Below are 22,315 nucleotides of genomic sequence, written 5' to 3' on the forward strand. Positions count from 1 at the left end.
GATCACCCACCCCAGGGTTAAAACGCCAGCGTCCGGCGAGGACGCTTTTCAGGGCTTTTGATCTTTCTCCCCCCGCCCTCATCGCCCAAGCTCAACCTTGAGGATGCTCTCGTTGCTGTTGTTGGCGATGCTGTCCTTGTCACCACGAGTGCTCGTCGTCAGCCACAGCCCACCATCGGCCGACGGCTCCACCGTGCGCAACCGCCCATACGTACCGGTCAGGTACTGCTGAACGTTGGTCAAGCTCTCCCCGACGATCTCGGCCCGGTACACCCGCGCACCGCGCAGGCAAGCGATGTAGAGGGCGTCCCGGACCACCGCGATCCCACTGCACGAGGCCTCGGCGACAGGGTAGGTCCGCTTCGGCGCAACGAAACCAGCCTCGTCACAGCTACCGGTGGTGCCTTCACACCGAGGCCAGCCGTAGTTGCCACCCCGGACGATCAGGTTCGTCTCGTCCATGACGGAGTTGCCGAACTCCTGCTCCCACAACCGACCTCGCGAGTCGAAGGCCAGCCCTTGCGGGTTGCGGTGGCCGTAGCTCCACACGGCGTTGCCGAACGGGTTGTCCGACGGCACGCTGCCGTCGGGGTTGATCCGCAGGACCTTGCCGGCGAGGTTGTCCCGGTCCTGGGCCCACTCGCCGTTCTGCCCGTCACCGGTGGCGACGTAGAGCTTGCCGTCCGGGCCGAAGCGCAGCCGGCCGCCGTTGTGGTACTTGTTGCGCGGGATACCGGTGAGCAGCACCTGCGGTGTGCCCGCGAGGGTGCCATCGGTGTAGCGGATGCGCACCACCCGGTTGTCGGTCGCGCTGGTGTGCATCACGTACACCCACGGGTCGGCCGTGAAGTCCGAGGCCACGGCGACGCCAAGGACCCCGCCCTCGCCGTCCGTCCCGTCCGCGTTCGGCACGCGCCCGAGGACGGTCTTCGCGCCCGTGGCCGGGTCGAGGCGGACCAGTTCGAAGGTGTCGCGCCGACCGAAGATCACCTGCCCATCCGGCAACGTGGTCAGGCCCCACGGCAGGTCGGTCTCGGTGGTGACCCTGGTGACCGAGCACAACGCCGTGGCGCACGAGCTGCCCGTGGTGACCGCGACCGCCGTGCTCGGGGCCGAGCGGTTGGCCTGGGCGTCGCGCGCCTGCACCTGGTACTCGTAACGGGTGTTCGCGGCCAGGCCGCTGTCGGTGAACGACGTCGTGGTCGCGCCGCTGGTCGAGCCGACCTGGACGCCGTCGCGCAGGACCTCGTACCCGGTGACGCCGATGTTGTCGGTGGCCGGTGACCAGCGGACGGTGACCGAGGTGCCCGAGGCGGTCGCCGTCACGCCGGTGGGCGTGCTGGGCGGTGTCGTGTCGGCCTGGCACTGCGGCACGGTGATCGTGACCGTGGGGCTGGCCTGGGAGACGTTGCCTGCGGCGTCCCGGGCGTTGACGTACAGACCCCACGTGGCACCCGGCGCGACGGTCAGGTCCGCCGACAGCGCCGTGCCCGGCACCGACGTCATGAGCTGCCCGTCGTGGTAGACGTCGTAGAACGCCACCCCGACGCCGTCCGTGGACGCCGACCACGAGAACGTCACCCCGGTGCACGTCAGGTTCGAGGTGCGCGGGTTCCCAGGTGCCGTCGGCGGCGTGGTGTCCGCGCCCAGCCTGACCAACTGCCACTGCTGGTTGGCGCCACCCGTGTCCGGCAGCTGCACGATCCGCGCACCGTTGGCAGTGGAGGAGTTCAGCACGTCCACGGCCTTGCCGCTGGCCCGGTTGAGCAGGCGCACGTACCCGCCGGCGGAGTCGGCCAACCGGAACTGCTGACCGGCGAGCTGGGCGTCGGTCGTCTGCACCAGGCCGGCACCGTCGGCGGTGGACGAGAAGCTCAGGACCTTGTTGCTGTGCCTGGACCTGATCCGGTAGTAGCCGCCGCCGGAGTCGACGAACTGCCACTGCTGCCAGGCGCCGTCGTTGCGGGTGTACTGGGAGATCCGGGCGTTGTTCGCGGTGCTGCGCCCGTAGACGTCCAGCACCTTGCCGCTGTTGCGGTTGACCAGCACGTACGAGGCATTGGTGTCCACGGTCGCGGCCGACGCGGCGGGAACCGGAAGAACGACCGAGACGACCGACAGCGCCACCACCCACACCGCTCGCAGTCGCGCGCGGTGGACGGCGTCTTTCCTGGTCGCGAGGGGATCTCGCATGGTCTTCCTCTCACGGAATGCAAGGCCAATCGCATTGTTATCGCTAACAAATTGAGGCGGCGGAATGCCGCGTCGATGGCGGTCGACGTGCACCGAAAGGGGTTTTGGCCAGACGTGTCAGCCGGTGGTCGCAGAGAGGGCCGAGCCGGGTCTCAAACGCAACGCGAACGACGTGGACGTTCTACGCACACGTGGATCCATGCTTCGCCTCCTTGCGAGCAGGGCGCGTTGCGGTGGCCGCCGGATGCCGGGTCAGGGCGACTGGGAGCGTTCCCAGAAGCACCGTAGCGCAGGCCGTTCACGGTGGACAAGGCCCGCCGGGTCGGTACCCAGACCTCGTTAGCGCTAACACCGCGAACTGAGCGTTGGCCATCGAGGGCGACTTGACCTCTACCGCGGTCGAGGTCGCACGCTCGAGATCCACGTCGTCGAACGGACAGGAGCGAGCGGATGCGGGTGATTCGGGTTGTGCGGTTCGGAGGTCCGGAGGTGATGGTCCCGGGTGAGGCTCCGGACCCGGTGGCCGCGGCGGGCCAGGTTGTGGTCGAGGTGGCGGTGGCGGGCATGTCGTTCGTCGAGACGCAGATCCGACGTGGCGTCGACCAGTGGCACGCCAAGCCGTCGCTGCCCTACGTGCCGGGCAGCCTGGTCGCCGGGCGGGTGAGCGCGGTGGGGGCACGGGTGGATCCGGCCTGGCTGGGGCGGCGGGTCGTGGCCGACACCGGGGAGACCGGCGGCTTCGCCGAGCGCGCGCTGGCCGGGGTCGAGGACCTGTTCCCGGTGCCGGACGGCTTGGGCCTGCCGGAGGCCGTCGCCCTGTTCAGCGACGGCAGCACCGCGTTGGGGCTGGCGGAGAAAGCCGGGATCGGTGCCGGTGACCTGGTCCTGGTCGAAGCGGCGGCCGGTGGCGTCGGCAGCCTGCTGGTGCAGCTCGCCCGTGCCGCGGGTGCCCAGGTCGTCGGGGCCGCCCGCGGAGCGCGCAAGCTCGACCTGATCCGGGAACTGGGTGCCGATGCCGCGGTCGACTACTCCGAACCGGACTGGACCGGGCGGGTGCGGGAGGTGACCGGCGGCGCGGGGCCGGACGTGGTGTTCGACGGGGTCGGTGGACGGATCGGACGGGCCGCGTTCGAGGTCACGGCCCGCGGTGGCCGGTTCTCGGTGCACGGTGCCTCCAGCGGTGAGGTCACGTCCATCGACCCCGCGGAGGCGCGCGACAGAGGCGTCGACGTAACCGGCATCGAGCAACTCCTGGACTTCGGACCGAACGTGGCGCGGTGGGCGACGCGGATGATGGCCGAGGCTGCCGCCGGGGTGGTCCGGCCGGTGATCGGGCAGACCTTCCCGCTGGAACGCGCCGCCGACGCCCACGCCGCGATCGAGAACCGCACGGCCGCGGGCAAGACCCTGCTGCTGATCTGACGGAATCCACGCCCAGAACAAGGTCATGCCACGTCGCACCCCACAGGCAGCGGCACGGTGCCCGTCGTCACCGCCCATCCGCCACCGCCTGCCCGTCACCGCCCGTCCGACGTGTCGCTGACCGTCCCGACAACCGGGACCCGCACAGCACCCGGCGAGAGCGACGCGAGGTCGAAGCGGACCCGCTCGACCGGTTCGGTCTCCGCGTCGATCACCGTCAGCACGGACACCTCCCGGCTCACCTCCCCGCGCGGGAAGTAGGCCACCACCTGCACCCCGGTGGTCGACAACGGTCGTGAAGGCAGCGGTTCCTCCCGGGAAACGCGCTGGCGGAACCACGTCTCGTCGACGTCGGTGGTGGACAGCTCGACCCCTTCCGGTGCGACCGCCCGGCCGAGGACCGTGAAGTTCGAGTCGGTCGGCGAGGACAGCGTCACGCGCCACGTCAAGGTGCCTCCCTCTGCGACCGCGTCGGTGACCGGGGTGGCGGTGACGGTCGGTTCCGGGTCGTCGTTCGGCACCGTCAACCGGTCCGAGTAGTGGCCGACGACCGTGCCCCGCACGGCCTTGACGAGCACCACGCGCCTCGCACCGTGGCTGAAGCGGGTGTTGCCGGTGATCTCGATCGGGATCTCGACCTCGTGCCGACCCGGCTCGATCACCGCCAACCGCTCGGTGTACGCGCGGCCGTCCTCGTCCTGGACGAACACCCGCACCGAGCCCGCGCCGTCACCGGTGACCGAGGCCGGGAACCGGACGGTCCGCGTGCCGCTGTCGCCTTCCTCGACGGTCAGCGCGCCGAGGTCGACGCGCGGCAGCGCCACCGGCCGCGATTCAGGCAGGCCAGGCGCCCAGCCGTGGGCGTCGATCAGCCACGCCTGCCCGGAGCCGCCGTGCGGGACGAGTTCCAGCTCGGCGACGTGCCGCAGGTTGATCCCGCGCGCCGGCAGCGGCACGCGGACCTCCTGCGCCCAGTTGGCGGACAGCCGTTCGGTGGCGGGCAGCCCGTCCAGCGCCACGGTCCCCAGCTGCGCGCGCCGCCCAGCCGCGTCGGTGACGGTCACGGTGAAGCGGTTCGCAGTGGTGTTGGGCGGCACGGCCAGCCTCAACGCCAACTCCCGCGCACCCACCAAGGACACCGGCGCGGCGGGGCGCACGGTCGCCGCCTGGCCCTCGGCGGTCCACCGCAGCGCCACGGCGAACCGGCCGGATTCCGGCACCACGCGGTTGAACCGGACGAAGTGCGGTGACGGCCGGGTGACGGCCGGGTCGACGCACGCCGCCGCCGGGTCGGCCGAGACCTGCGCGCACACCCGCGCCGACCCGCTCGCCGAGGTCGTCCCGTCGAGCACGGCGAACGGGGAACGCGCGCCGCCGACGGCGTGGGCGAGCACCCGCGCCGGGTCGGCCGAGGGCGCGCGGACGCCCGACCCGTCCAGCAGCGGCAGGACCCGCTGGTCACCGGCGACGAACAGGCGTGCCGCCGCGGCGATGTAGGTCGCGCCCGCGGTCTGCTGCTGCGCGGCCGTGAGCCTGGTGGCGGTCCCCGGCGAGCACACCGCGTCGACCCACGTGTCGCGGAAGTCGTCCTGCGCCGGGGCTTCCGCCTGGCCGGGGGTCCACTCGGTGTTGAAGAAGTTGTGGTTCGCGCCGACCAGGTACAGCGCGCTGTGCAGCGCGGTTCCCCGGCTCACGCCGCGGGTCGCGTCCACGAAGAGCTGGCCCTGGAGGTCGGACACGTCGCCGTCGCAGCCGGGCAGGATCGTCACCGACGGCACGTCCGGTGCCGGGTTGTGCCCGAAGATCGTCGGACCGATCAGCAACTGGCCCTTGATCCTCCACCGCACCGGGACGTCGTGGCCGGTGCCGGGAGGCGGCGGGACGAGGCTGTCGATCACGGCCCGGTTGACGCCTTCGCCGCCGCGCGAGTGCCCGACCAGGAACACGTTGCCCAGGTCGGCGACGGGTGCGGCACGGACGATCTCGGGTGCGGAGCCCCGACCGGAGCCCGCCCAGTCCGCCCACTTCGCCAGGTGGGCGCGGACCAGCGCCGACCGCGCACCCGCGCCCGCTTCGACGTCCAGCTCGTCGTGGGCGTTGACCGCGTTGGCCGACACGGACACGGTCACGTAGCCCTGCGAGGCGAGCAGCCGTTGTGCCTGGAGGTAGCCGCGGTGGCTCGGCACCGGTTTCGCGGGCGCCGGGCAGGGCCACTCCAGCAGCATCTGGGTGCCCTGGTAGCAGGTGATGTGCCTGCCGTGCAGGAAGAGCGCCAGCGGGCGCCTGCCCGGCGCACCGGTCGGCGCGACGACGACCGCCTTCACCTCCAGCGGTACCGCGTACCCGGGCACGGTGATCGGGTCGAGCTCGTACTCCCCGGTGCGCGTGGCGAACGGGCCGGGCCTGCCGGGGTCGACGTCCCCGGCGGGCGACAACGCGGGCGGTGCCGCGACGGCCACGGTCGACGGTGGTGTGGGCTCCTCGACGTCCAACCGCCGGCCCGACGCCCGTACCTGGAGCCCGTCGACGGCGTCGACCCCGACCGCGTCCAAGGTGTAGGTGCGCAGGTCGGCGGACGGGCGTGGCACACCGAGCAGCCGGTCGCCGTCCCAGAACTCGATCGCGGCGCCGCCCGGCGGGATCGGACGGGGCGCCGTCCACGCGAGCCCTTCGCCACCGATCGTCCACCCCGGCGGCGGCGCGTCCGGCCCCTGCCGGGCCTGGGCCGCCCCCTCGATCGGCGTGATCAGCACCCCGACCACCAACGCGGGTAACAGGAGTTTCAGCGAGCGCATGTGCGGCCTCCCCGATCGACCGGCGGGCGACCAGTTCTAGCGGTGCCGGGAGACCGGCCACAAGCGTTGTCGAAACTGTTGCGTGCCAACAGCGACAACACTGCCCGAAAGTCCCTGCCGGGCGCGGCGCGTGGTCAACCCGCCCGCAGGGGCAGGACGGCCAGCACGGTGCGCTGGATCGCCACGGCGGCGGCGCCGCGGGCCCACAGCGTGGGTTCGTCGTTGATGAACCGCAGGTCGATCGGGGATGCCTCGGGGTGGCGTGCCTGCGCGATGGTCGTCCGCACGCGTGCTTCGGCGACTTGGGCGAGGCGGATGCCCTCACCGGTGAGGATGATCCGCTCGGGTTGGGCGATGTTGGCGACGGCCGCGATCAGCGTGCCGAACGCGTGGGCGGCCCGGCCGACGATCTGGTCGGCGACCGCGTTGCCCGCTTCGGCAAGGTCGAGCACCTCGTCGTAGGTGACGGGCCGACCGAGGGTCAGCGCGGCCTGCGACTGGATGGCGTCGGTGGTGAGCAGGGCTTTCACGCAGCCGCGGTGCCCTTCGGGGCAGATCGGGCCGAACGGGTCGACGGGGAAGTGGCCGAGCAGCCCGAGCCCGGAGTCGGGGCCGCCGACGAGGCGGTCGTGGATGACCAGGCCGCCACCGACGCCGGCGCCGATGGTGAGCACGGCGAAGCTGTCCACGTCCCGCCCGTCGCCGAACCAGTGCTCGGCCTCCAGCAGGGCGTCGAGGTCGTTGGACACCACCGTCGGCCTGCCGGTCGCCCGGAAGACCTCCGCGCCCAGATCGACGTCCTTCCAGTGCAGGAACACGGCCCTCTGCACACGCGCGAACTCGTGGACCACACCGCCGATGCCGAGGCCGACGGCGGCGACCGGCCGTCCCGGGTCGTCCAGTGACGCGACAAGTTCGGCGATCTTGGCGACGACCGCTTCCACGTCGTGCTCGGTGATCTCGACCGAGGCGCTGTCGAGGATGTCCGCGCGCAGGTTGGTCAGCACGCCGTAGGCGCGGAACCCGGCGAGCTTGATGCCGATGAAGCGCTGCACGTCCGGGTCGACGTCCAACGGCTGCAACGGCCGCCCGCCGCCGCGCAGGTTCGGCGTCTCCACCTCGCGCAGCAGGCCCGCGTCCATCAGCGGCTTGGTCAGCCGGGTCAGGCTCGCCGTCGACAGGCCCAACCGGTCCGCCAGCTCCGACCGGGCCAGCGGGCCGTGGAGCAGCACCTCCAGCGTCACGCGGCGGGCGGAGGGCAGCAGGGGTGCCCAGGGTGAGGCGGCGTCGAGCACCGTGCACTCCTCGTCGAGGTCGGGGTTGACGGGAGGCAATAGTACCGCCGCGAAACTGCCAGGCAAGACCTCCTGTGTGACGAAAACGTGACTAGTTGCGGGTTGACGCGTTACAGTGACATCGCCCTTAATGTTGCGACAAAGAAAACCCCGGTAGGCGACGCCGCCGTCGCGACTCTGGAGGATCGACATGCGCAAGCACCCCCTACGGCTGGCCACCGCGGTGGCCGCCGCCTTGGCGCTGGTGATGACCGGGTGTTCGAGCGGAGGTGACTCCGGGGATCCCGACACGCTCAAGGTGTGGTGGTGGGAGACCGACGACAGCGCGCTGTCGGCCGCCTGGAAGCAGGCTGTCTCGATCTTCGAGAAGGAGCACCCCGGCGTCACGGTCAAGCAGGAGCTCAAGACCTACGAGCAGATGCAGCAGTCCGGTCAGCTCATCCTGGACTCCAACGACACGCCCGACGTGCTGGAGTACCTCAAGGGCAACGCCACCGCCGGCGTCGTGGCCAAGGCGGGCCTGCTCACCGACCTGACCGAGGTGGCCACGACCCGCGGCTGGAAGCTCGACAACAGCGCCCAGGACGTCGGCCTGTACGACGACAACGGGCTGATGGGGTCGGGCAAGCGGTACGGGATCACGAACTACGGCGAGTACGTCGGCGTCTGGTACAACCAGGACCTGTTCGCCCAGCACAACGTGCAGGTGCCGACCACCCTGGCCGAGTTCGAGAACGCGCTGAAGGCCTTCGCCGACAAGGGTGTCACGCCGTTGGCGCTCGGCTCGGCCGACTACCCCGGCCCGCACCTGCTGTACTCGTTGGCCCTGGCCCACATGGACGAGCAGTCCCTCGCCGCGTACCAGCGGTTCCAGGGCGAGGTGGACTGGTCGGCGTGGGAGAAGGCCGCCACCACCATGCGCCAGTGGGTGGAGCGCAAGTACATCAGCACCGACTCCACCGGCATCCCGGCCCAGGACGCGGGCAACGCGTTCATCGCGGGCCAGTACCCGATGTTCGTCTCCGGCACCTGGTGGTCCGGGCAGATCGCCGAGCAGCCCACGTTCAAGACCGGGCAGTTCCTGTTCCCCGGCAACGAGCTGCACGCCGGCTCTGGCGGCAACCTGTGGGTCGTGCCCGCGAAGGCCAAGAACAAGGACCTCGCCTACGACTTCCTGGAGATCACCCAGCGGCCCGAGGTGCAGAACTTCCTGGCCGACAAGGGCGGCGTGCCGGTCGCGGCCGAGCCCGGTTCGGCCAGCTCGGCGATGGGGCTGCTGGTGAGCGACCGGTTCACCGAGCTGCTCTCCGGTGAGAAGGGCGGGCTCGCGCTGTACCCGGACTGGCCGGTGGCCGGGCTGAACGACGTGCTGCTGGCCAACACCACCAACCTCGTCGGCGGTGACGCGACACCGCAGCAGGTGGTGGAGGCGATCAAGGCCGCCTACGACGCCGGCAAGCCGTCCGCGTAACCGCCCGGGAAGGGATCGCCATGTCCTCGCTCACCGCCGTGCGGCGCAGGAGCACGTCCGAACGCCGCAGCGGCTACTGGTGGTACATCCTGCCGGGCGCGGTCGGGTTCCTCGCGGTCGTCGCCGTGCCGTTCGGGATGAACCTCTGGTACAGCCTCACGTCCTTCCGGGGCGTCGGCGACCCGGTGTTCATCGGGTTCGAGAACTACCAGCGGCTGCTGGGCGACCCGCTGTTCTGGGCGTCGTTCCGGCACAGCGTGGCGTTCATCGTGGCCATGGCGATCCTCCCGACCGCCATCGGGGTGGTGGTCGCGGCCGTGCTGTTCAACTACATCTCGCCGAAGTTCGGGTCGAAGGTCGCGAGCTTCCTGCGCGCCACCTACTACCTGCCGCAGATCCTGCCGATCGCGGTCGCGGGCGTGCTGTGGAAGTGGATGTACCAACCCCAGTACGGGATCATCAACACCACCCTGCGCGACCTGGGGCTCGGCGGTCTCGCGCAGAACTGGCTCGGCGACTCCGACCTGGCCATCTACGCGGTGATGAACGTGCTGGTCTGGCTCCAGATCGGCTACACCGTGGTGGTGTTCATGGCCGGGCTGTCCCGGGTGGACCCCGCGCTGTACGAGGCCGCCGAGCTGGACGGCGCGAGCTGGTGGCAGCAGTTCCGCACCATCACGCTCAACCAGCTGCGGCCGGAGATCGCGGTCGTGCTGATCACCACGTCGGTGGCCGCGTTGAAGGTGTTCGCGCCGATCTTCGTGCTCACCCGCGGCGGTCCCGGCACCAGCACGATCGTGCCCGCCTACTTCTCGTTCTCCAACTTCTTCACCACCACCAAGGTCGGCTACGGCGCCGCGGTGGCGTCCGTGCTCGCGCTGATGATCTCGGTCGTCGCGGTCGCGCTGCTGCGCTACCAGACCCGCAACTCCGAAGGGTTCGAAGATGGCCGTTGACAGCCTGGAGAAGACGGCCGTGAGCCCGACGACGCCCGCCCCGCCCGCCGTGCGCAAGGTCAAGCGACGCAAGCGCGGCGTCAGCGGCTGGGTGGTGCTCGCCCTGGTCGCCGGCGTCGGCCTGCTGATGCTGTTCCCGTTCTGGATCGCGCTCATCAACGCGTTCAAGCCCGCGCCCGACTACATCGCCAACGGGCCGGTTTCCGTGCCCACCGAGCTGGACTTCTCCGCCCTGGTCGACTTCTGGGGCGGCGTGGACTTCAACCGCAAGCTGCTCAACAGCGTGGTGATCAGCGGCAGCGTGGCCCTGATCGCGGTCGCGCTGAGCCTGCTGTCGGCGTTCGCCATCGGTATCGGCCGCATCCGGGGCCGGGTGTGGATCCTCGCGCTGTTCATGCTCGCGTTCACGATCCCGCAGGAAGCCCTGGTGTACCCGCTGTTCGTGCTCACCCGCGACCTCGGGCTGTACGACACGATGACCGGTGTCGTGATCATCCTGGCCGTGCTCCAGAGCGCGTTCGGCACCTACATGCTGTCCTCGGTGCTCGGCACGTTCCCGCCGGAGGTGCTGGAGGCCGCCCGGCTGGACGGCGCCACCCGCTTCCAGGTGCTGCGGCTGGTGGTGTTGCCGCTGACCAGGCCGACGATGGCCGTGCTGATGACGTTCTTCTTCATCTGGACCTGGAACGACTTCTTCCTGCCGCTGGTGCTGCTGCCCTCGGCTGACAACCAGACGGTGTCGGTCGCGCTCGGTGCGTTGAGCGGGCAGTACACCAGCGACCCCACCGCGCTGGCCGCCGCCTCGCTCGCCGGCATCCTCCCGGCACTGGTGTTCTTCCTGCTCTTCCAACGCACGCTCATGCGCGGCGTGAACCTCGGCGCGGTCAAGTAACTCCCCACGAAGGACATCCATGACTCTCGAACAGACGGTGACCACGACCGTGGACACCACCCCGTGGTGGACCACGGCCGTGGTCTACCAGGTCTACCCGCGCAGCTTCGCCGACTCCAACGGTGACGGCGTCGGCGACCTCCCCGGCCTGATCACCCGGCTGGACCACCTCGAAAGGCTCGGCATCGACGTGCTCTGGCTGTCGCCGGTCTACGCCTCGCCGCACGCGGACAACGGCTACGACATCTCCGACTACCAGGCGATCGACCCCGCGTTCGGCACGCTGGACGATTTCGACCGGCTGCTGGCCGAGGTGCACGCGAGGGGGATGAAGCTGGTGATGGACCTGGTGGTCAACCACACCTCCGACGAGCACCCGTGGTTCGTGGAGTCCCGGTCGTCCGAGGACAACCCGAAGCGGGACTGGTACTGGTGGCGTCCACCGCGCGAGGGGTTCGAGGCCGGGCAGCCCGGCGCGGAGCCCACCAACTGGGAGTCGTTCTTCTCCGGCCCGGCGTGGACCCTGGACGAGGCGACGGGGGAGTACTACCTGCACCTGTTCGCACCCAAGCAGCCGGACCTGAACTGGGAGAACCCCGAGGTCCGCCACGCGGTGTACGAGATGATGCGGTGGTGGCTGGACCGGGGCGTGGACGGCTTCCGGATGGACGTCATCAACCTGATCTCCAAGGACCCGGACCTGCCCGACGGCACCACCACGGGCACGAGCGGCCTCGGCGACGGGTTCCCGCACTACGGCACGGGACCGCGCATCCACGAGTTCCTCCAAGAGATGCACCGCGAGGTGTTCGAGGGACGGTCGGGCGAGCTGCTGACCGTGGGGGAGATGCCCGGCGTCACCTGGGAGGACGCCCGGCTGTTCACCGACCCCGCGCGGCGCGAGCTGGACATGGTGTTCCAGTTCGAGCACGTCTCGCTCGACCACGGCCCCGGCGGCAAGTTCGACCCGAAGCCGCTGGACCTGCGTGACCTGAAGGCGTCGCTGGGCCGGTGGCAGACCGCGTTGGGCGAGGTCGGCTGGAACAGCCTCTACTGGAACAACCACGACCAGCCCCGCGTGGTGTCCCGGTTCGGCGACGACAGCCGGTACTGGCGCGAGTCCGCCACGGCGCTGGCCACCGTGCTGCACCTGCACCGCGGCACCCCGTACGTCTACCAGGGCGAAGAACTCGGCATGACCAACGCGCCGTTCGCCGGGGTGCACGAGCTGCGCGACGTCGAATCGCTCAACCACTACGCCGAGGTCGTCGCCGCGGGCGGTGAGCCCGAAGCGGTGTTGCGCGGTCTGCGCGCGATGGGCCGTGACAACGCCCGCACGCCCGTGCAGTGGGACGCCTCCCCGAACGCCGGGTTCACGACCGGCGAACCGTGGCTCGCGGTCAACCCCAACCACACCTGGCTCAACGCCGAAGCGCAGTACGACGACCCGGAGTCCGTCTTCAACCACTACCGGCGGCTCATCGAGCTGCGCCACTCGCTGCCGGTGATCGCGCGGGGCGACTTCCGGATGCTCCTGGCCGACGAACCGTACCTCTACGCCTACGAACGCACCCTGGACAACGACCGCCTGCTCGTCGTGGCCAACCTCAGCGGCACACCGCAAACCGCCACCCTGGACGGCGGTTGGTCGGCTGCCGACCTGCTGCTGACCAACGTCGACGAGCCACCGGTCGTGAACGGCCGAATCCCCATGGAGCCGTGGTCGGCACACGTCTTCATGAAGTAAGGCCGCGGTAGTACGACGCAACCCTTCCCAATGACGAGAAGAGGATTCGCCATGCCCGCAGCAAGACTGAGTCGACCGGTGGCACTCGCCGCCGGTCTGGCCCTGGCCCTGGTCGGCGTCGTCGCGCCGGCCTGGGTGGGCGCGGGGATGCCACCGGCCCAGGCCGCGGTGTCCGACAGCGAGCAGCTCAAGACGTGGTGGCACGACAACCACGAGTTCAACACCACCAGCCCGGTGGCGAGCGACAAGGTCAGGCGTTCGTCGTTCTACGACGTCCAGGTCGCCACCGCCGCGGCGCCCGCGACCAGGTACGACTCGTTCACCTACCTGAGCATCGCGCGCAGCGGCAAGGGGAAGATCGGCTACACCAAGGAGGACGGCGCCGAGTTCTCCTCGGCGGCGAACCTGACGATGAGCTGGTCGACCTTCCAGTACGCCACCGACGTGTGGGTGGACGTCTCGCTGCGCACCGGCCAGAGCATCTCCTCGGCCGACCAGGTCAAGATCAAGCCCAGCAGCCTGAACTTCGCCAAGCAGCTCGTCGACGGCGACACCGTGCGCATCAACGTTCCCTACAGCGCGGCGGGCTACCGCTTCTCCGTCGAGTTCGAGCCGCAGCTGTACACGGCGTACAACGACATGTCCGGTCCGGCCAACGACGCGGGCAAGCTCACCACCTCATCGGGCAACGGCAACCGCGCCATCCACACCGAGCCGCGCAACTCCATGATGGTCTTCGCCGAACCGGCGCCCACCGGGGCGGAGCGGGACCGGCTGATCCCGACCTCGGCCTCGGGCAGCACCTACTACCCGCCGCAGGGGCAGGTCACCAACCTGAACACGATCAGCGAGGAGATCGTGTACTTCCGGCCCGGCACCTACTACATGACCTCGAAGTACCACGCGCTGCTGCCCAAGCAGGTCAAGTGGGTCTACCTGGCACCCGGCGCGTACGTGAAGGGCGCCATCCGGTTCCCCGACGACAGCCAGGGCCTGTACAAGGTGACCGGCTACGGCGTGCTCTCTGGTGAGCAGTACGTCTACGAGGCCGACACCGCCAACAACTACGACCACCTCTCCGGTTCGTCCAACTGCCACTCCACCTGCGTGAAGATGCTGCAGTTCCAGTCGGCCGGCGGTCGGCAGCAGCACCTGGACCTGCAGGGCGTGACCATCAACGAGCCCCCGTACCACTCGTTCGTCGTCTACGGCGACGAGCAGACGTTCAGCATGCGGGTCGAGAACTACAAGCAGGTCGGCTCCTGGTACTGGCAGACCGACGGCATCGAGCTCTACCGCGGCAGCACCATGAAGAACACGTTCTTCAACGCCAACGACGACGTGCTGAAGATGTACCACAGCGACGTCACCATCGATAACACCGTCATCTGGAAGAACGAGAACGGCCCCGTCATCCAGTGGGGCTGGACGCCGCGCAACATCGACAACGTCCGCGTCAGCAACACCCACGTCATCCACAACCGGATGTACTGGAAGGACGTCAAGTACAACACCTGCATCCTCAACTCCTCCTCGCACTGGGAGGACATGGGCTCGACCACCAAGGCCGATCCCAACGCGTGGGTGAAGAACATGACCTTCGAGAACATCACCGTCGAGGGCATGACCAACTGCGCGATCCGCGTCTTCGCCCTGTCCAGCACCGAGAACATCCACGTCAAGAACCTCAAGATCGACGCCTGGAGCCACCTGGACCCGTCATCCCAGGTCAGCCTCCTCAAGCGGTACAGCAACAGCAGCGGCCAGAAGGTCGCCCTGGGCAACGAGACGCGTGACAGCCGCGGCCTGAAGCTGGAGAACTACACCGTCGGCGGCACCGTCATCGACAAGGCCGGCACCAACTGGGCCGCCGACCAGCTCGGCCGGATCGGCTTCGACGCCGAGACCTGGGACAACTGGAACGCCTGGGGTCCGGGCGGCGACAACCCTGACCCGGGCACCGGCGGCAGGATCGTCAACGGTGCGACCGCCAAGTGCGTCGACCGCGCGGGCGGCGGCACGGCGAACGGCACCGCGATCCAGCAGTGGTCCTGTGCCGAGGTGGCGTCCATGACGTGGGCGCTCGACGGGCAGCAGCTCAAGTCGGGCGGCAAGTGCCTGGACGTCGAAGGTGGCGCCACCGCCAACGGGACCAAGGCACACCTGTGGGACTGCGGGCCTTGGGACAGCCAGAAGTGGGCTTTCCAGTCGAACGGCACCCTGAAGAACCTCAAGTCCGGCCGCTGCCTGGACATCGAGGCCCAGAGCGCCGCGGACGGCGCCCGCCTGCACCTGTGGGACTGCGGCACCTGGAACAGTCAGAAGTGGACCCTCACCCGCTGACCGGAATCCCCCCGGCACTGCCCGCGCGCACGCGCACGGACCGTCGGTCCACAATGGACAGTCCTATTGGTCCGAACGGGTAGCACCGTAATGTCGTTTGTTGACAACAAAAAATCCGCACCGCTAATCTGAAGACGCCGCCGCCACGGTGTACCGAGCCCCGGTGGAGAGACTCGTTCTCCCGGGCGCTTCCTTCCGATCCTGACGGAGGCACACCATGAAGAAATCGGCCAAGGCGGCCTGGTCCGCCACCGGAGTCGCCGGCCTCGCGCTGTCCGCGGCGTTCGTCGCGTCCTCGCTGCCCGCGAGCGCGAACGTCGTCGCGGTCACGTCCCCCGTGAGCGCGGGACCGGCGGCCCACGGCCAGCAGTACCCGGACGGGCCCTCCTCGGTGGACGGCTCGCCCCTGGAGCGGTGCCGGGTCGGCACGGACTACCCCGTGCCGAGCCGCAACCCGATCCTGGACGAGCCGCTGACCACGGGCTTCACCAGCAACGTCGGCCTGTCGGTCAAGGTGCAGCTCGAAGGCGGCACGTTCTACGGCAACCGCAAGCTCATCTTCACCAACACCAGCAACGCGGCCGTGCACACCGACTGCCTGGTGCTGAAGTTCCGGGCGCCCTCGGGCTCGGTGGACCACCACTACCGGGCGTCGGTCCAGTACGGGCACCCGCAGCAGGACTACGTCGAGGTCCCGCGGGGCAACGGCGAGTCGCACTACATCATCCGGCTCGGCTTCCACGACGTGCCACTGGCCGACCGCAACATCCCGGTCGGGCAGACGTGGACCTACGAGCTGGCGGGCTCCAACCAGGGCTCGATGAGCCTGGAGGCCACGCGTGACTCCGTCGAGGTCCTGGCGGACCTGAACGTCGGCGGCAACCACTGGATCTCGAAGTACGGCACCAAGCGCCTGGGCAACTGACGCCAGGAGACGGCGGCGGTCCCGCAACGACGCGGGGCCGCCGCCCGGCAACCGGAGGATCCTGGTGAAAACCCTTGTCTGCTTGGCGTTGGCCATCACCGTGCTGACCGGCTGCACATCCGCCGGGTCCGGGCACGAGCACCACCAGCACCACCCTATGACGGCGGAGGAGGCCGCGCGGCTGCGCGGGGTCGCCACCACCTACCTCGGCCTGCTCTCGGGCGGTGACCCGACCACCGCCTGGGACATGTGGACCGCGGACGCGCAGCGGCGCGACCCGCGCGAGGCGTTCGTCGACCGGCTCGCCCACTGCGCGCCCGGAGTCCCCTACGAGGTGCTCGGCGTGGTCACCGACGGTCCGGACCTGGCCCGGGTCACCTGGCGGCGCGGCGAGCGCACCGGCGAGCACCTGCTGCGCCTGCACGACGGGCACTGGCGCGTCGACCCCGTCGACACCACCACCTGCGGTGCGCCATGAGTGCCCGCGCGGTCACGTTGTTGCGCGGCTCGCTCGGCCTGGTCTTCGTGTGGTTCGGCGCCCTCAAGGTCGCCGACCTGACACCGGTCGCCGACCTGGTCGCCCGAACCGTGCCGTGGCTGGACCGCCACCTGCTGCTGATCTCCCTGGGCGTGGCGGAGGTCGTGCTCGGGGCGGCGCTCTGGCTGGGCCGACGGCTGCGGTGGGTCGCCGCGGTCGCCTTGGCCCACCTGCTGGGGACGTTCCTGGTGCTGGTGGTCCAGCCACAGGCGGCGTTCCACGAAGGCAACCCGCTGCTGCTCACCACCGAGGGCGAGTTCGTGGTCAAGAACCTGGTGCTGATCACCGCGTGCCTGGTGCTCATGGCCGCGGACCAGCCACAACCATCCGAAGAACCGGTCGTCCGGCGGTGAGGGCCACAACGCCGACCGCGTTCGTGGTCGCCTGCGCCTGAGGCGTCCAAGACACCCCTGCCAGGCCCGACCAGCGCAGGGGTGGGCGGGGTCGCCGGTGGCGGCCTGCGGCTCCGCTCCCGCAAGAGCGGTGGCGTCGTCACGAACCATCCGGGGACGACGCCACCGTGGGCGGCCGTGCCACCTCTTTCGCCCAGCCGTCGCACGCCGCGAGGGCGGGCGCCGTCAGGCAGAGCTCGTGCCGGGGAAGGTGGCCTGGACGGTGGTGCCCTGGCCGGGCGGCGTGCGCAGCTCGTGGCCCGCGTCGGCGACGAAGCTGCGCAGCCGGTCCTGGGTCCGCCGCTGGGCGTCGAACGCCTTCCGGACCCTGGCGGTGAGCAGGGCGGCCTCCGGGCCGGCGACCAGCGCGACGAGGGCGAGCCGCCACCGCGAGCGCCGGTTCACGGCCGAACCGGCCGCAGGCTGTACCTACCCGAAGCTCCAGCGGGTCGAGGCACGCTGGGACCCGGGCGACGTGTTCCACCATCCATGTCGATCAAGCTGCCGTCAGGTCGTCCGACCGCGTGAACGGCGGGGTTTCGCGGAGCGCGGCGGCGTGGCCCGGATGTGGTCGCGGACGCGGCCCAGCACCTGGCTGAGGGTGTCGAGGTCGCGGCGGACGACTCAGGGGAGAGGCAGGTCGGGTGGGATCTGGAGGGCGACGGTGATGAGGGAGTGGACGCGGGTGGCGACCGCGGCCAACAGGCCTTGGACCTCCGGGGACGCGGCCTCCGCCGCGGTCTGGAGGGTGCGCAGGTCCTCGTCGATGCGGTCGAGGATGGCGGTGACGTCGGCGTTCTGGTTGGTCAGCGCGGTGGCGATCTCCTCCAGGGGAACTCCTTGGACCTCCAGGCGTTGTACGAGGTGGATGCGGTCCACGTCGGAGGGGTCGTAGAGGCGGTAGTTGCTCGCAGTGCGCTTGGCGGGCGTGAGCAGGCCGAGGCTGGTGTAGTAGTCGACGGTGCGGGGGCTGACCTGCGCGCGGGCGGCCAGTTCGCCGATCTTGAGGAGGACGACGGTCACTGTCGGCTTCACCTCCGTTCACTCAGTGCCAACCGTACAGCGCCACGTGCTACCGTGAAGTATGCCTGATAGCGCTGATACGGACGGCTGTAGTAGTGGGCCGGGTGGGACCCGGCTGATCATGATCTCTCCGCGTCTGGCGGGTGCGCCGTGTTGATCCTCGCCGGCTTGCTCGCGATCGTGGCCCTCACCGTGGCCACGGGGTACTTCGTGGCCCAGGAGTTCGCCTACATGGCGGTGGACCGGGGTCGGCTGCGGCAGATGGCCGAGGGCGGCGACAAGGCCGCGGGCCGGGCACTGCGGGTCACGCAGAAGTTGTCGTTCATGCTCTCCGGCGCCCAGTTCGGCATCACGGTGACCGCGCTGCTCGCGGGTTACGTGGCCGAGCCGCTGCTCGGCACCGGGCTGGCCGACCTGCTCGGGTTGACCGGTCTGTCGACCGCGGTGTCGGTGTCGCTGTCGATGGTGCTCGCGCTGGTGTTCGCCACGGTGGTGCAGATGGTGCTGGGCGAGCTGTTGCCCAAGAACTTCGCCATCGCCCGACCGGAGCCGCTGGCCAAGGCGTTGAGCGCCTCCACCCTGGTCTACCTCAAGATCGCCGGTCCGGTGATCCGGCTGTTCGACGCGACGGCCAACCGCATGCTGCGCGCGGTCGGGATCGAGCCGGTGGAGGAGTTGCCGCAGGGTGCCACGCCGGAGGACCTCAAGCAGATCATCGGCGACGCGAGCAGCGAGGGTCACCTGAACCCGGAGCTGTCGCACCTGCTGGAACGCGGACTGGGCTTCCGGGAGCTGGTCGCCGAGCAGGCCATGTCCCCGCGGGTGGTGGTGCACTCGGTGCGCGCCGACGAGCCGGTCGCCCGCGTGGTGGAGCTGCTGGACACCGGTCACTCGCGGTTCCCCGTCTTCGGTGACGACCTGGACGACCTGCGGGGCGTCGTCGGGTTGGCCGAGGTGCTGACCGTCGAACCCGACAAGCGCTCGGTGACCCCGATCGGTGACGTCGCCTCACCCGCGTTGGTGGTGCCCGCCACGCTGCCGCTGCCCGCCGTGCTGGAACGGCTGCGCAGCGAACGGCGGCAGTTGGCGTGCGTGGTGGACGAGTTCGGCGGGTTCGCCGGTGTCGTGTCGCTGGAGGACCTGGCCGAGGAGCTGGTCGGGGAGATCCACGACGAGGACGACGTGGTCGAGGCCGTCATCGAGCCGTTGGCCGAGGGGGTGTGGCGGGTGCCCGGCCGGATGCGGGTGGACGAGATCGCCGACGCCACCGGCGTGGAGCTGCCCGAGCACGACCTCTACGACACCGTGTCCGGGCTGGTGCTGAGCCGGCTGGGACGGACCGCCCGGGTCGACGACGAGATCAGCTTCGACGGCGTGTCGGTGCGGGTGACCGAGGTCGCGCGCAACGTGCCCTCGTCCGTCGTGCTGGCCTCGGCCACGGCGGTCCGGGAGGACGCCCGATGAGCACCACCTGGTCGTTGCTGATCTCCCTGGTGTTGCTGGTGGCCAACGCGTTCTTCGTGGCCGCCGAGTTCGCGCTCATCGCCGCCAAGCGGCACCGCTTGGAGCAGGACGCCGAGACCAGCCGCGCCGCCCGCGCGGCCGTGGCCGGTATCCGCGAGCTGTCGTTGATGCTCGCCGGGGCGCAGCTGGGCATCACGCTGTGCACGCTGGGGTTGGGTGCGCTGGCCAAGCCCGCGGTGGCCGACCTGGTCGACCCGCTGCTGCTGGCCACCGGCCTGCCCTCGGGGGTGTCCTACGGGATCGCGTTCACGCTCAGCCTGGTGCTGGTGGTGTTCCTGCACATGGTCGTGGGCGAGATGGCCCCGAAGTCGTGGGCGATCAGCCACCCCGAGCGCTCCGCGGTCCTGCTGGCGCTGCCGTTCCGCGCGTTCGCCCACTCCGTCCGCTGGCTCCTCAGTGGACTCAACCGCACCACGAACGCGTTGCTGCGGCTGGGCAAGGTCGAGCCGCAGGACGAGCTGGCCCAGGCCCACCGGCCCGACGACCTGCGGATGCTGGTGCGCCAGTCCGCCGAGCACGGCCTGATCCCGGAGGGGCAGCAGAGGTTGCTGACCCGGATGCTGCAACTGCAGAACACCACCGTCGCGCAGGTCATGGTGCCCATCGAGGACACGCTGAGCGTGTCGGTGCACAGCAGCGCACTCGCCATCGAACGGCGAAGCCGTGAGTCGGGGCGTTCCCGGTTCCCGGTGATGGACGTGGACGGTCGGTTCCTCGGCCTGGTCCACATCCGTGACGCGGTGCGCGCCATCGCCCAGGGGCGTCGCACGACCGCCCGGGAACTGATGGCGCCCGCGGTGACGCTGCCCGCCGCCATGCCGGTCGCCGGCGCGGTCACCGCGATGCGCGCCGAACGCGCCCAACTGGCGCTGGTGTCCGACCCGGAGGACCGTGTGATCGGCATCGCCGCGTTGGAAGACCTCCTCGAAGAGCTGATCGGCGACTTCGAGGACGAGACCGACACCTTGCTCCGCACGTGAACAACCACCCCTCCCGGAGGAAGCACAGATGTTCAAACGGATGCTCAGCGCGTTCGGCGTCGGCGGACCGTCCGTCGACACCGTCCTGGACACCCCGCACGCCACACCCGGCCAGGTGATCACCGGCCAGGTCCGCATCCAGGGCGGTAGCAACGACGCCAACATCGACCAGATCGTGCTGTCGCTGGTGACGCGCGTCGAGGTCGAGCACGGCGACCACGAGTTCGCCGGCGTGTCGGAGTTCCTGCGCGTCGTCGTCGCCCAGGGCGTGCGGGTGCCCGCCGGTCAGCCGATGGCGGTGCCGTTCCAGCTCCCGATCCCGTGGGAGACGCCGATCACCGCCGTGGGCGGGCGGCAGCTGCCCGGCATGACCGTCGGCGTGCGCACCGAGCTGGTCATCTCCGGCGCCCCGGACAAGGGCGACCTCGACCCCGTGCTCGTCGGCCCGCTGCCGTCGCAGGACCGGGTGCTGGACGCGTTCGGGCAGCTGGGCTTCCAGTTCCGCAGCGCCGACGTCGAAGCCGGCCGCATCCACGGCGTCCACCAGGAACTGGGCTTCTACCAGGAGATCGAGTTCTTCCCGCCCGCCCAGTTCGCGGGCCGGGTCAACCAGGTGGAGCTGACCTTCGTCACCAACCCGCACGAGCTGGTGGTGGTGCTGGAAGCCGACAAGCGCGGCGGCATGTTCTCCTCCGGCTCCGACGCCTTCGGTCGCTTCCACGTGTCGCACGCCGACGCGATGAACACCGACTGGGTCGGTGCCATCAACCAGTGGATGGCCCAGATCGCCGAACGCGGCGGCCACTCGGCCTTCGGTGGTCACGCACCCGGCTACGGCCAGCCCGGTTACGGCCAGCCCGGTTACGGGCACCACGGCCACTACGACGACGACCACCGCCACGGGCACCACCGCGGTCCCGGCATGGGCGCCGTGGTCGGTGGTGTCGCGGCCGGTGTGGTCGGCGGCATGGTGATGGGCGAGATCGTGGAAGAGGTCTTCGAGGACGACGGCGGCATGGACATGGGCTTCGAGGAGTGAGCACCTCGGTCGACTGACCGCACGAGCAGCACGAGGCCGTGGCACCACGAGGTGCCACGGCCTTCGCGCGTTGTGCGACTACCCGACGCCGAGCGGCGTCACGGCGCAGGCGGACTCCGCCGTGACCGTCAGGGCTGCACGGTGAAGGTGTAGGTCTTCTGGCCGGTGGTGACCGCGCCCCCGGCGGCCTTGGTGGCGGTGACCTCGAAGACGGCGGTGTAGGTGCCCGCCGCCTCGAACGCCCAGTTGGCGTGCAGGTGGCCGCCGGGGGTCAGGTCGATGCGGTCGGGCAGGCCGTTGCCGCTGTCGGCCAGCACGTTCGGCGCGCCGACCGCGTCGGTGGTGAAGATGCTGAAGTCGTCGGGCCCGCAGACGTTCACCACGCGCAGGCGTAGCGAGCCGTCGGCGAACACGCCGGGCTCGACCTCCTCGGCGGCGATGCCGGGCCACAGCAGGTTCGGGTCCTCGACCTCGGGCAGCACCCAGACCGGGGCGCCGGGTGCGCCGAGGAAGGCGTAGGCGGGGTCGGCGGGGACGGTGGTCTTCGCCGCGGACTTGACGCCCAGCAGGACGTCGGAGGGTTCGTACTCGGCCTCGGAGGCCTCGTCGTGGACGTGCAGGTGGAACTCGCCGTCCTCGTAGGCGACGCCGAAGACGTCGACGTGGCCGGTGTCGAGCGTGACGACCGGTGCGGCCGTCGCGGGTGCGGCGGCGAGGCCGGACAGACCGGTCACCGCTGCCATGAGCAGGGCGATGCGTGCGGTGGTGCGCAAGGTGGGT

At 70.1% G+C, this 22,315-nt stretch carries 18 protein-coding genes; 12 read left to right on the plus strand and 6 right to left on the minus strand.

Annotated elements, in window-relative coordinates; all coding sequences use genetic code 11:
- Positions 1-78: 78 nt before the first annotated feature.
- A complete protein-coding gene (locus A6A25_RS24335; RefSeq protein ID WP_073893572.1) occupies positions 79-2,193 on the minus strand; it encodes a PQQ-dependent sugar dehydrogenase in 2,115 nt (704 codons plus the stop codon).
- Positions 2,194-2,643: 450 nt separating this feature from the next.
- Between A6A25_RS24335 and A6A25_RS24340 the strand changes: the two genes are divergently transcribed.
- Positions 2,644-3,615 carry a zinc-binding dehydrogenase gene (locus A6A25_RS24340; protein ID WP_073893574.1) on the plus strand — a complete coding sequence of 324 codons (972 nt, stop codon included), beginning with the start codon at positions 2,644-2,646 and terminating at the stop codon, positions 3,613-3,615.
- A 95-nt stretch (positions 3,616-3,710) separates the two neighbouring features.
- Here the strand turns inward: A6A25_RS24340 and A6A25_RS24345 are convergent, their stop codons facing one another.
- Positions 3,711-6,410 (minus strand): hypothetical protein, encoded by a 2,700-nt coding sequence (locus A6A25_RS24345; RefSeq protein WP_198932842.1) that lies wholly within the window; start codon positions 6,408-6,410, stop codon positions 3,711-3,713.
- 134 nt (positions 6,411-6,544) lie between these two features.
- The gene (locus A6A25_RS24350; RefSeq protein ID WP_198932843.1) at positions 6,545-7,771 is read right to left on the minus strand and encodes an ROK family protein; all 1,227 of its coding nucleotides are present in this window, start codon (positions 7,769-7,771) and stop codon (positions 6,545-6,547) included.
- A 124-nt stretch (positions 7,772-7,895) separates the two neighbouring features.
- Here A6A25_RS24350 and A6A25_RS24355 point away from each other — a divergent pair, with 124 nt between their 5' ends.
- From A6A25_RS24355 to A6A25_RS24390, 8 genes are all read left to right on the plus strand, one after another.
- Positions 7,896-9,176 (plus strand): ABC transporter substrate-binding protein, encoded by a 1,281-nt coding sequence (locus A6A25_RS24355; RefSeq protein ID WP_073893575.1) that lies wholly within the window; start codon positions 7,896-7,898, stop codon positions 9,174-9,176.
- A gap of 20 nt (positions 9,177-9,196) precedes the next feature.
- Positions 9,197-10,132: a carbohydrate ABC transporter permease gene (locus A6A25_RS24360; RefSeq protein WP_073893577.1), complete on the plus strand. Its 936-nt coding sequence runs from the start codon at positions 9,197-9,199 to the stop codon at positions 10,130-10,132.
- Entirely contained in the window at positions 10,122-11,024 is a 903-nt protein-coding gene (locus A6A25_RS24365) for a carbohydrate ABC transporter permease (RefSeq protein WP_083668629.1), read from the plus strand. Before A6A25_RS24360 ends, A6A25_RS24365 begins: the two co-directional genes overlap by 11 nt.
- 19 nt (positions 11,025-11,043) lie before the next feature.
- A complete protein-coding gene (locus tag A6A25_RS24370; protein ID WP_073893579.1) occupies positions 11,044-12,771 on the plus strand; it encodes a glycoside hydrolase family 13 protein in 1,728 nt (575 codons plus the stop codon).
- 51 nt (positions 12,772-12,822) lie between these two features.
- Positions 12,823-15,114, plus strand: a complete 2,292-nt coding sequence (locus A6A25_RS24375) for a family 49 glycosyl hydrolase (protein ID WP_198932844.1) — start codon at positions 12,823-12,825, stop codon at positions 15,112-15,114.
- Between the two features lie 217 nt (positions 15,115-15,331).
- On the plus strand, positions 15,332-16,039 hold the full coding sequence (locus A6A25_RS24380) for a hypothetical protein (RefSeq protein ID WP_073893580.1): 708 nt from the start codon (positions 15,332-15,334) through the stop codon (positions 16,037-16,039).
- Between the two features lie 64 nt (positions 16,040-16,103).
- Complete coding sequence (locus tag A6A25_RS24385) at positions 16,104-16,517, plus strand: hypothetical protein (RefSeq protein ID WP_143193364.1); 414 nt, start codon at positions 16,104-16,106, stop codon at positions 16,515-16,517.
- On the plus strand, positions 16,514-16,930 hold the full coding sequence (locus tag A6A25_RS24390; protein ID WP_073893584.1) for a DoxX family membrane protein: 417 nt from the start codon (positions 16,514-16,516) through the stop codon (positions 16,928-16,930). Before A6A25_RS24385 ends, A6A25_RS24390 begins: the two co-directional genes overlap by 4 nt.
- A gap of 225 nt (positions 16,931-17,155) precedes the next feature.
- On the opposite strand, the gene A6A25_RS24395 is transcribed toward A6A25_RS24390, so the two are convergent.
- Together A6A25_RS24395 and A6A25_RS24405 are read right to left on the minus strand one after the other, a co-directional pair.
- On the minus strand, positions 17,156-17,374 hold the full coding sequence (locus tag A6A25_RS24395) for a cell wall metabolism sensor histidine kinase WalK (RefSeq protein WP_241828888.1): 219 nt from the start codon (positions 17,372-17,374) through the stop codon (positions 17,156-17,158).
- Between the two features lie 219 nt (positions 17,375-17,593).
- Complete coding sequence (locus tag A6A25_RS24405; RefSeq protein ID WP_073893586.1) at positions 17,594-17,992, minus strand: helix-turn-helix domain-containing protein; 399 nt, start codon at positions 17,990-17,992, stop codon at positions 17,594-17,596.
- Between the two features lie 168 nt (positions 17,993-18,160).
- Between A6A25_RS24405 and A6A25_RS24410 the strand changes: the two genes are divergently transcribed.
- From A6A25_RS24410 to A6A25_RS24420, 3 genes are read left to right on the plus strand one after another with little or no spacing between them, the layout of a single operon-like run.
- Positions 18,161-19,456 (plus strand): hemolysin family protein, encoded by a 1,296-nt coding sequence (locus tag A6A25_RS24410; RefSeq protein ID WP_241828889.1) that lies wholly within the window; start codon positions 18,161-18,163, stop codon positions 19,454-19,456.
- The gene (locus A6A25_RS24415; protein WP_073893590.1) at positions 19,453-20,496 is read left to right on the plus strand and encodes a hemolysin family protein; all 1,044 of its coding nucleotides are present in this window, start codon (positions 19,453-19,455) and stop codon (positions 20,494-20,496) included. The genes A6A25_RS24410 and A6A25_RS24415 overlap by 4 nt, the downstream gene beginning before the upstream one ends.
- A 28-nt stretch (positions 20,497-20,524) precedes the next feature.
- Positions 20,525-21,535: a sporulation protein gene (locus A6A25_RS24420; RefSeq protein WP_073893592.1), complete on the plus strand. Its 1,011-nt coding sequence runs from the start codon at positions 20,525-20,527 to the stop codon at positions 21,533-21,535.
- A gap of 128 nt (positions 21,536-21,663) precedes the next feature.
- Here the strand turns inward: A6A25_RS24420 and A6A25_RS24425 are convergent, their stop codons facing one another.
- On the minus strand, positions 21,664-22,308 hold the full coding sequence (locus A6A25_RS24425; protein WP_073893594.1) for a choice-of-anchor M domain-containing protein: 645 nt from the start codon (positions 22,306-22,308) through the stop codon (positions 21,664-21,666).
- Between the last annotated feature and the right edge of the window lie 7 nt (positions 22,309-22,315).

Source organism: Saccharothrix sp. CB00851 (assembly GCF_001905065.1).
Taxonomy (GTDB): domain Bacteria; phylum Actinomycetota; class Actinomycetes; order Mycobacteriales; family Pseudonocardiaceae; genus Actinosynnema.

What these genes read in the sequence shown, in the direction of transcription:
- A6A25_RS24335 (WP_073893572.1), bottom strand. Translation starts at nt 2,193, where the DNA reads ATGCGAGATCCCCTCGCGACCAGGAAAGACGCCGTCCACCGCGCGCGA.
- A6A25_RS24340 (WP_073893574.1), top strand. Translation starts at nt 2,644, where the DNA reads ATGCGGGTGATTCGGGTTGTGCGGTTCGGAGGTCCGGAGGTGATGGTC.
- A6A25_RS24345 (WP_198932842.1), bottom strand. Translation starts at nt 6,410, where the DNA reads ATGCGCTCGCTGAAACTCCTGTTACCCGCGTTGGTGGTCGGGGTGCTG.
- A6A25_RS24355 (WP_073893575.1), top strand. Translation starts at nt 7,896, where the DNA reads ATGCGCAAGCACCCCCTACGGCTGGCCACCGCGGTGGCCGCCGCCTTG.
- A6A25_RS24360 (WP_073893577.1), top strand. Translation starts at nt 9,197, where the DNA reads ATGTCCTCGCTCACCGCCGTGCGGCGCAGGAGCACGTCCGAACGCCGC.
- A6A25_RS24365 (WP_083668629.1), top strand. Translation starts at nt 10,122, where the DNA reads ATGGCCGTTGACAGCCTGGAGAAGACGGCCGTGAGCCCGACGACGCCC.
- A6A25_RS24370 (WP_073893579.1), top strand. Translation starts at nt 11,044, where the DNA reads ATGACTCTCGAACAGACGGTGACCACGACCGTGGACACCACCCCGTGG.
- A6A25_RS24375 (WP_198932844.1), top strand. Translation starts at nt 12,823, where the DNA reads ATGCCCGCAGCAAGACTGAGTCGACCGGTGGCACTCGCCGCCGGTCTG.
- A6A25_RS24380 (WP_073893580.1), top strand. Translation starts at nt 15,332, where the DNA reads ATGAAGAAATCGGCCAAGGCGGCCTGGTCCGCCACCGGAGTCGCCGGC.
- A6A25_RS24390 (WP_073893584.1), top strand. Translation starts at nt 16,514, where the DNA reads ATGAGTGCCCGCGCGGTCACGTTGTTGCGCGGCTCGCTCGGCCTGGTC.
- A6A25_RS24415 (WP_073893590.1), top strand. Translation starts at nt 19,453, where the DNA reads ATGAGCACCACCTGGTCGTTGCTGATCTCCCTGGTGTTGCTGGTGGCC.
- A6A25_RS24420 (WP_073893592.1), top strand. Translation starts at nt 20,525, where the DNA reads ATGTTCAAACGGATGCTCAGCGCGTTCGGCGTCGGCGGACCGTCCGTC.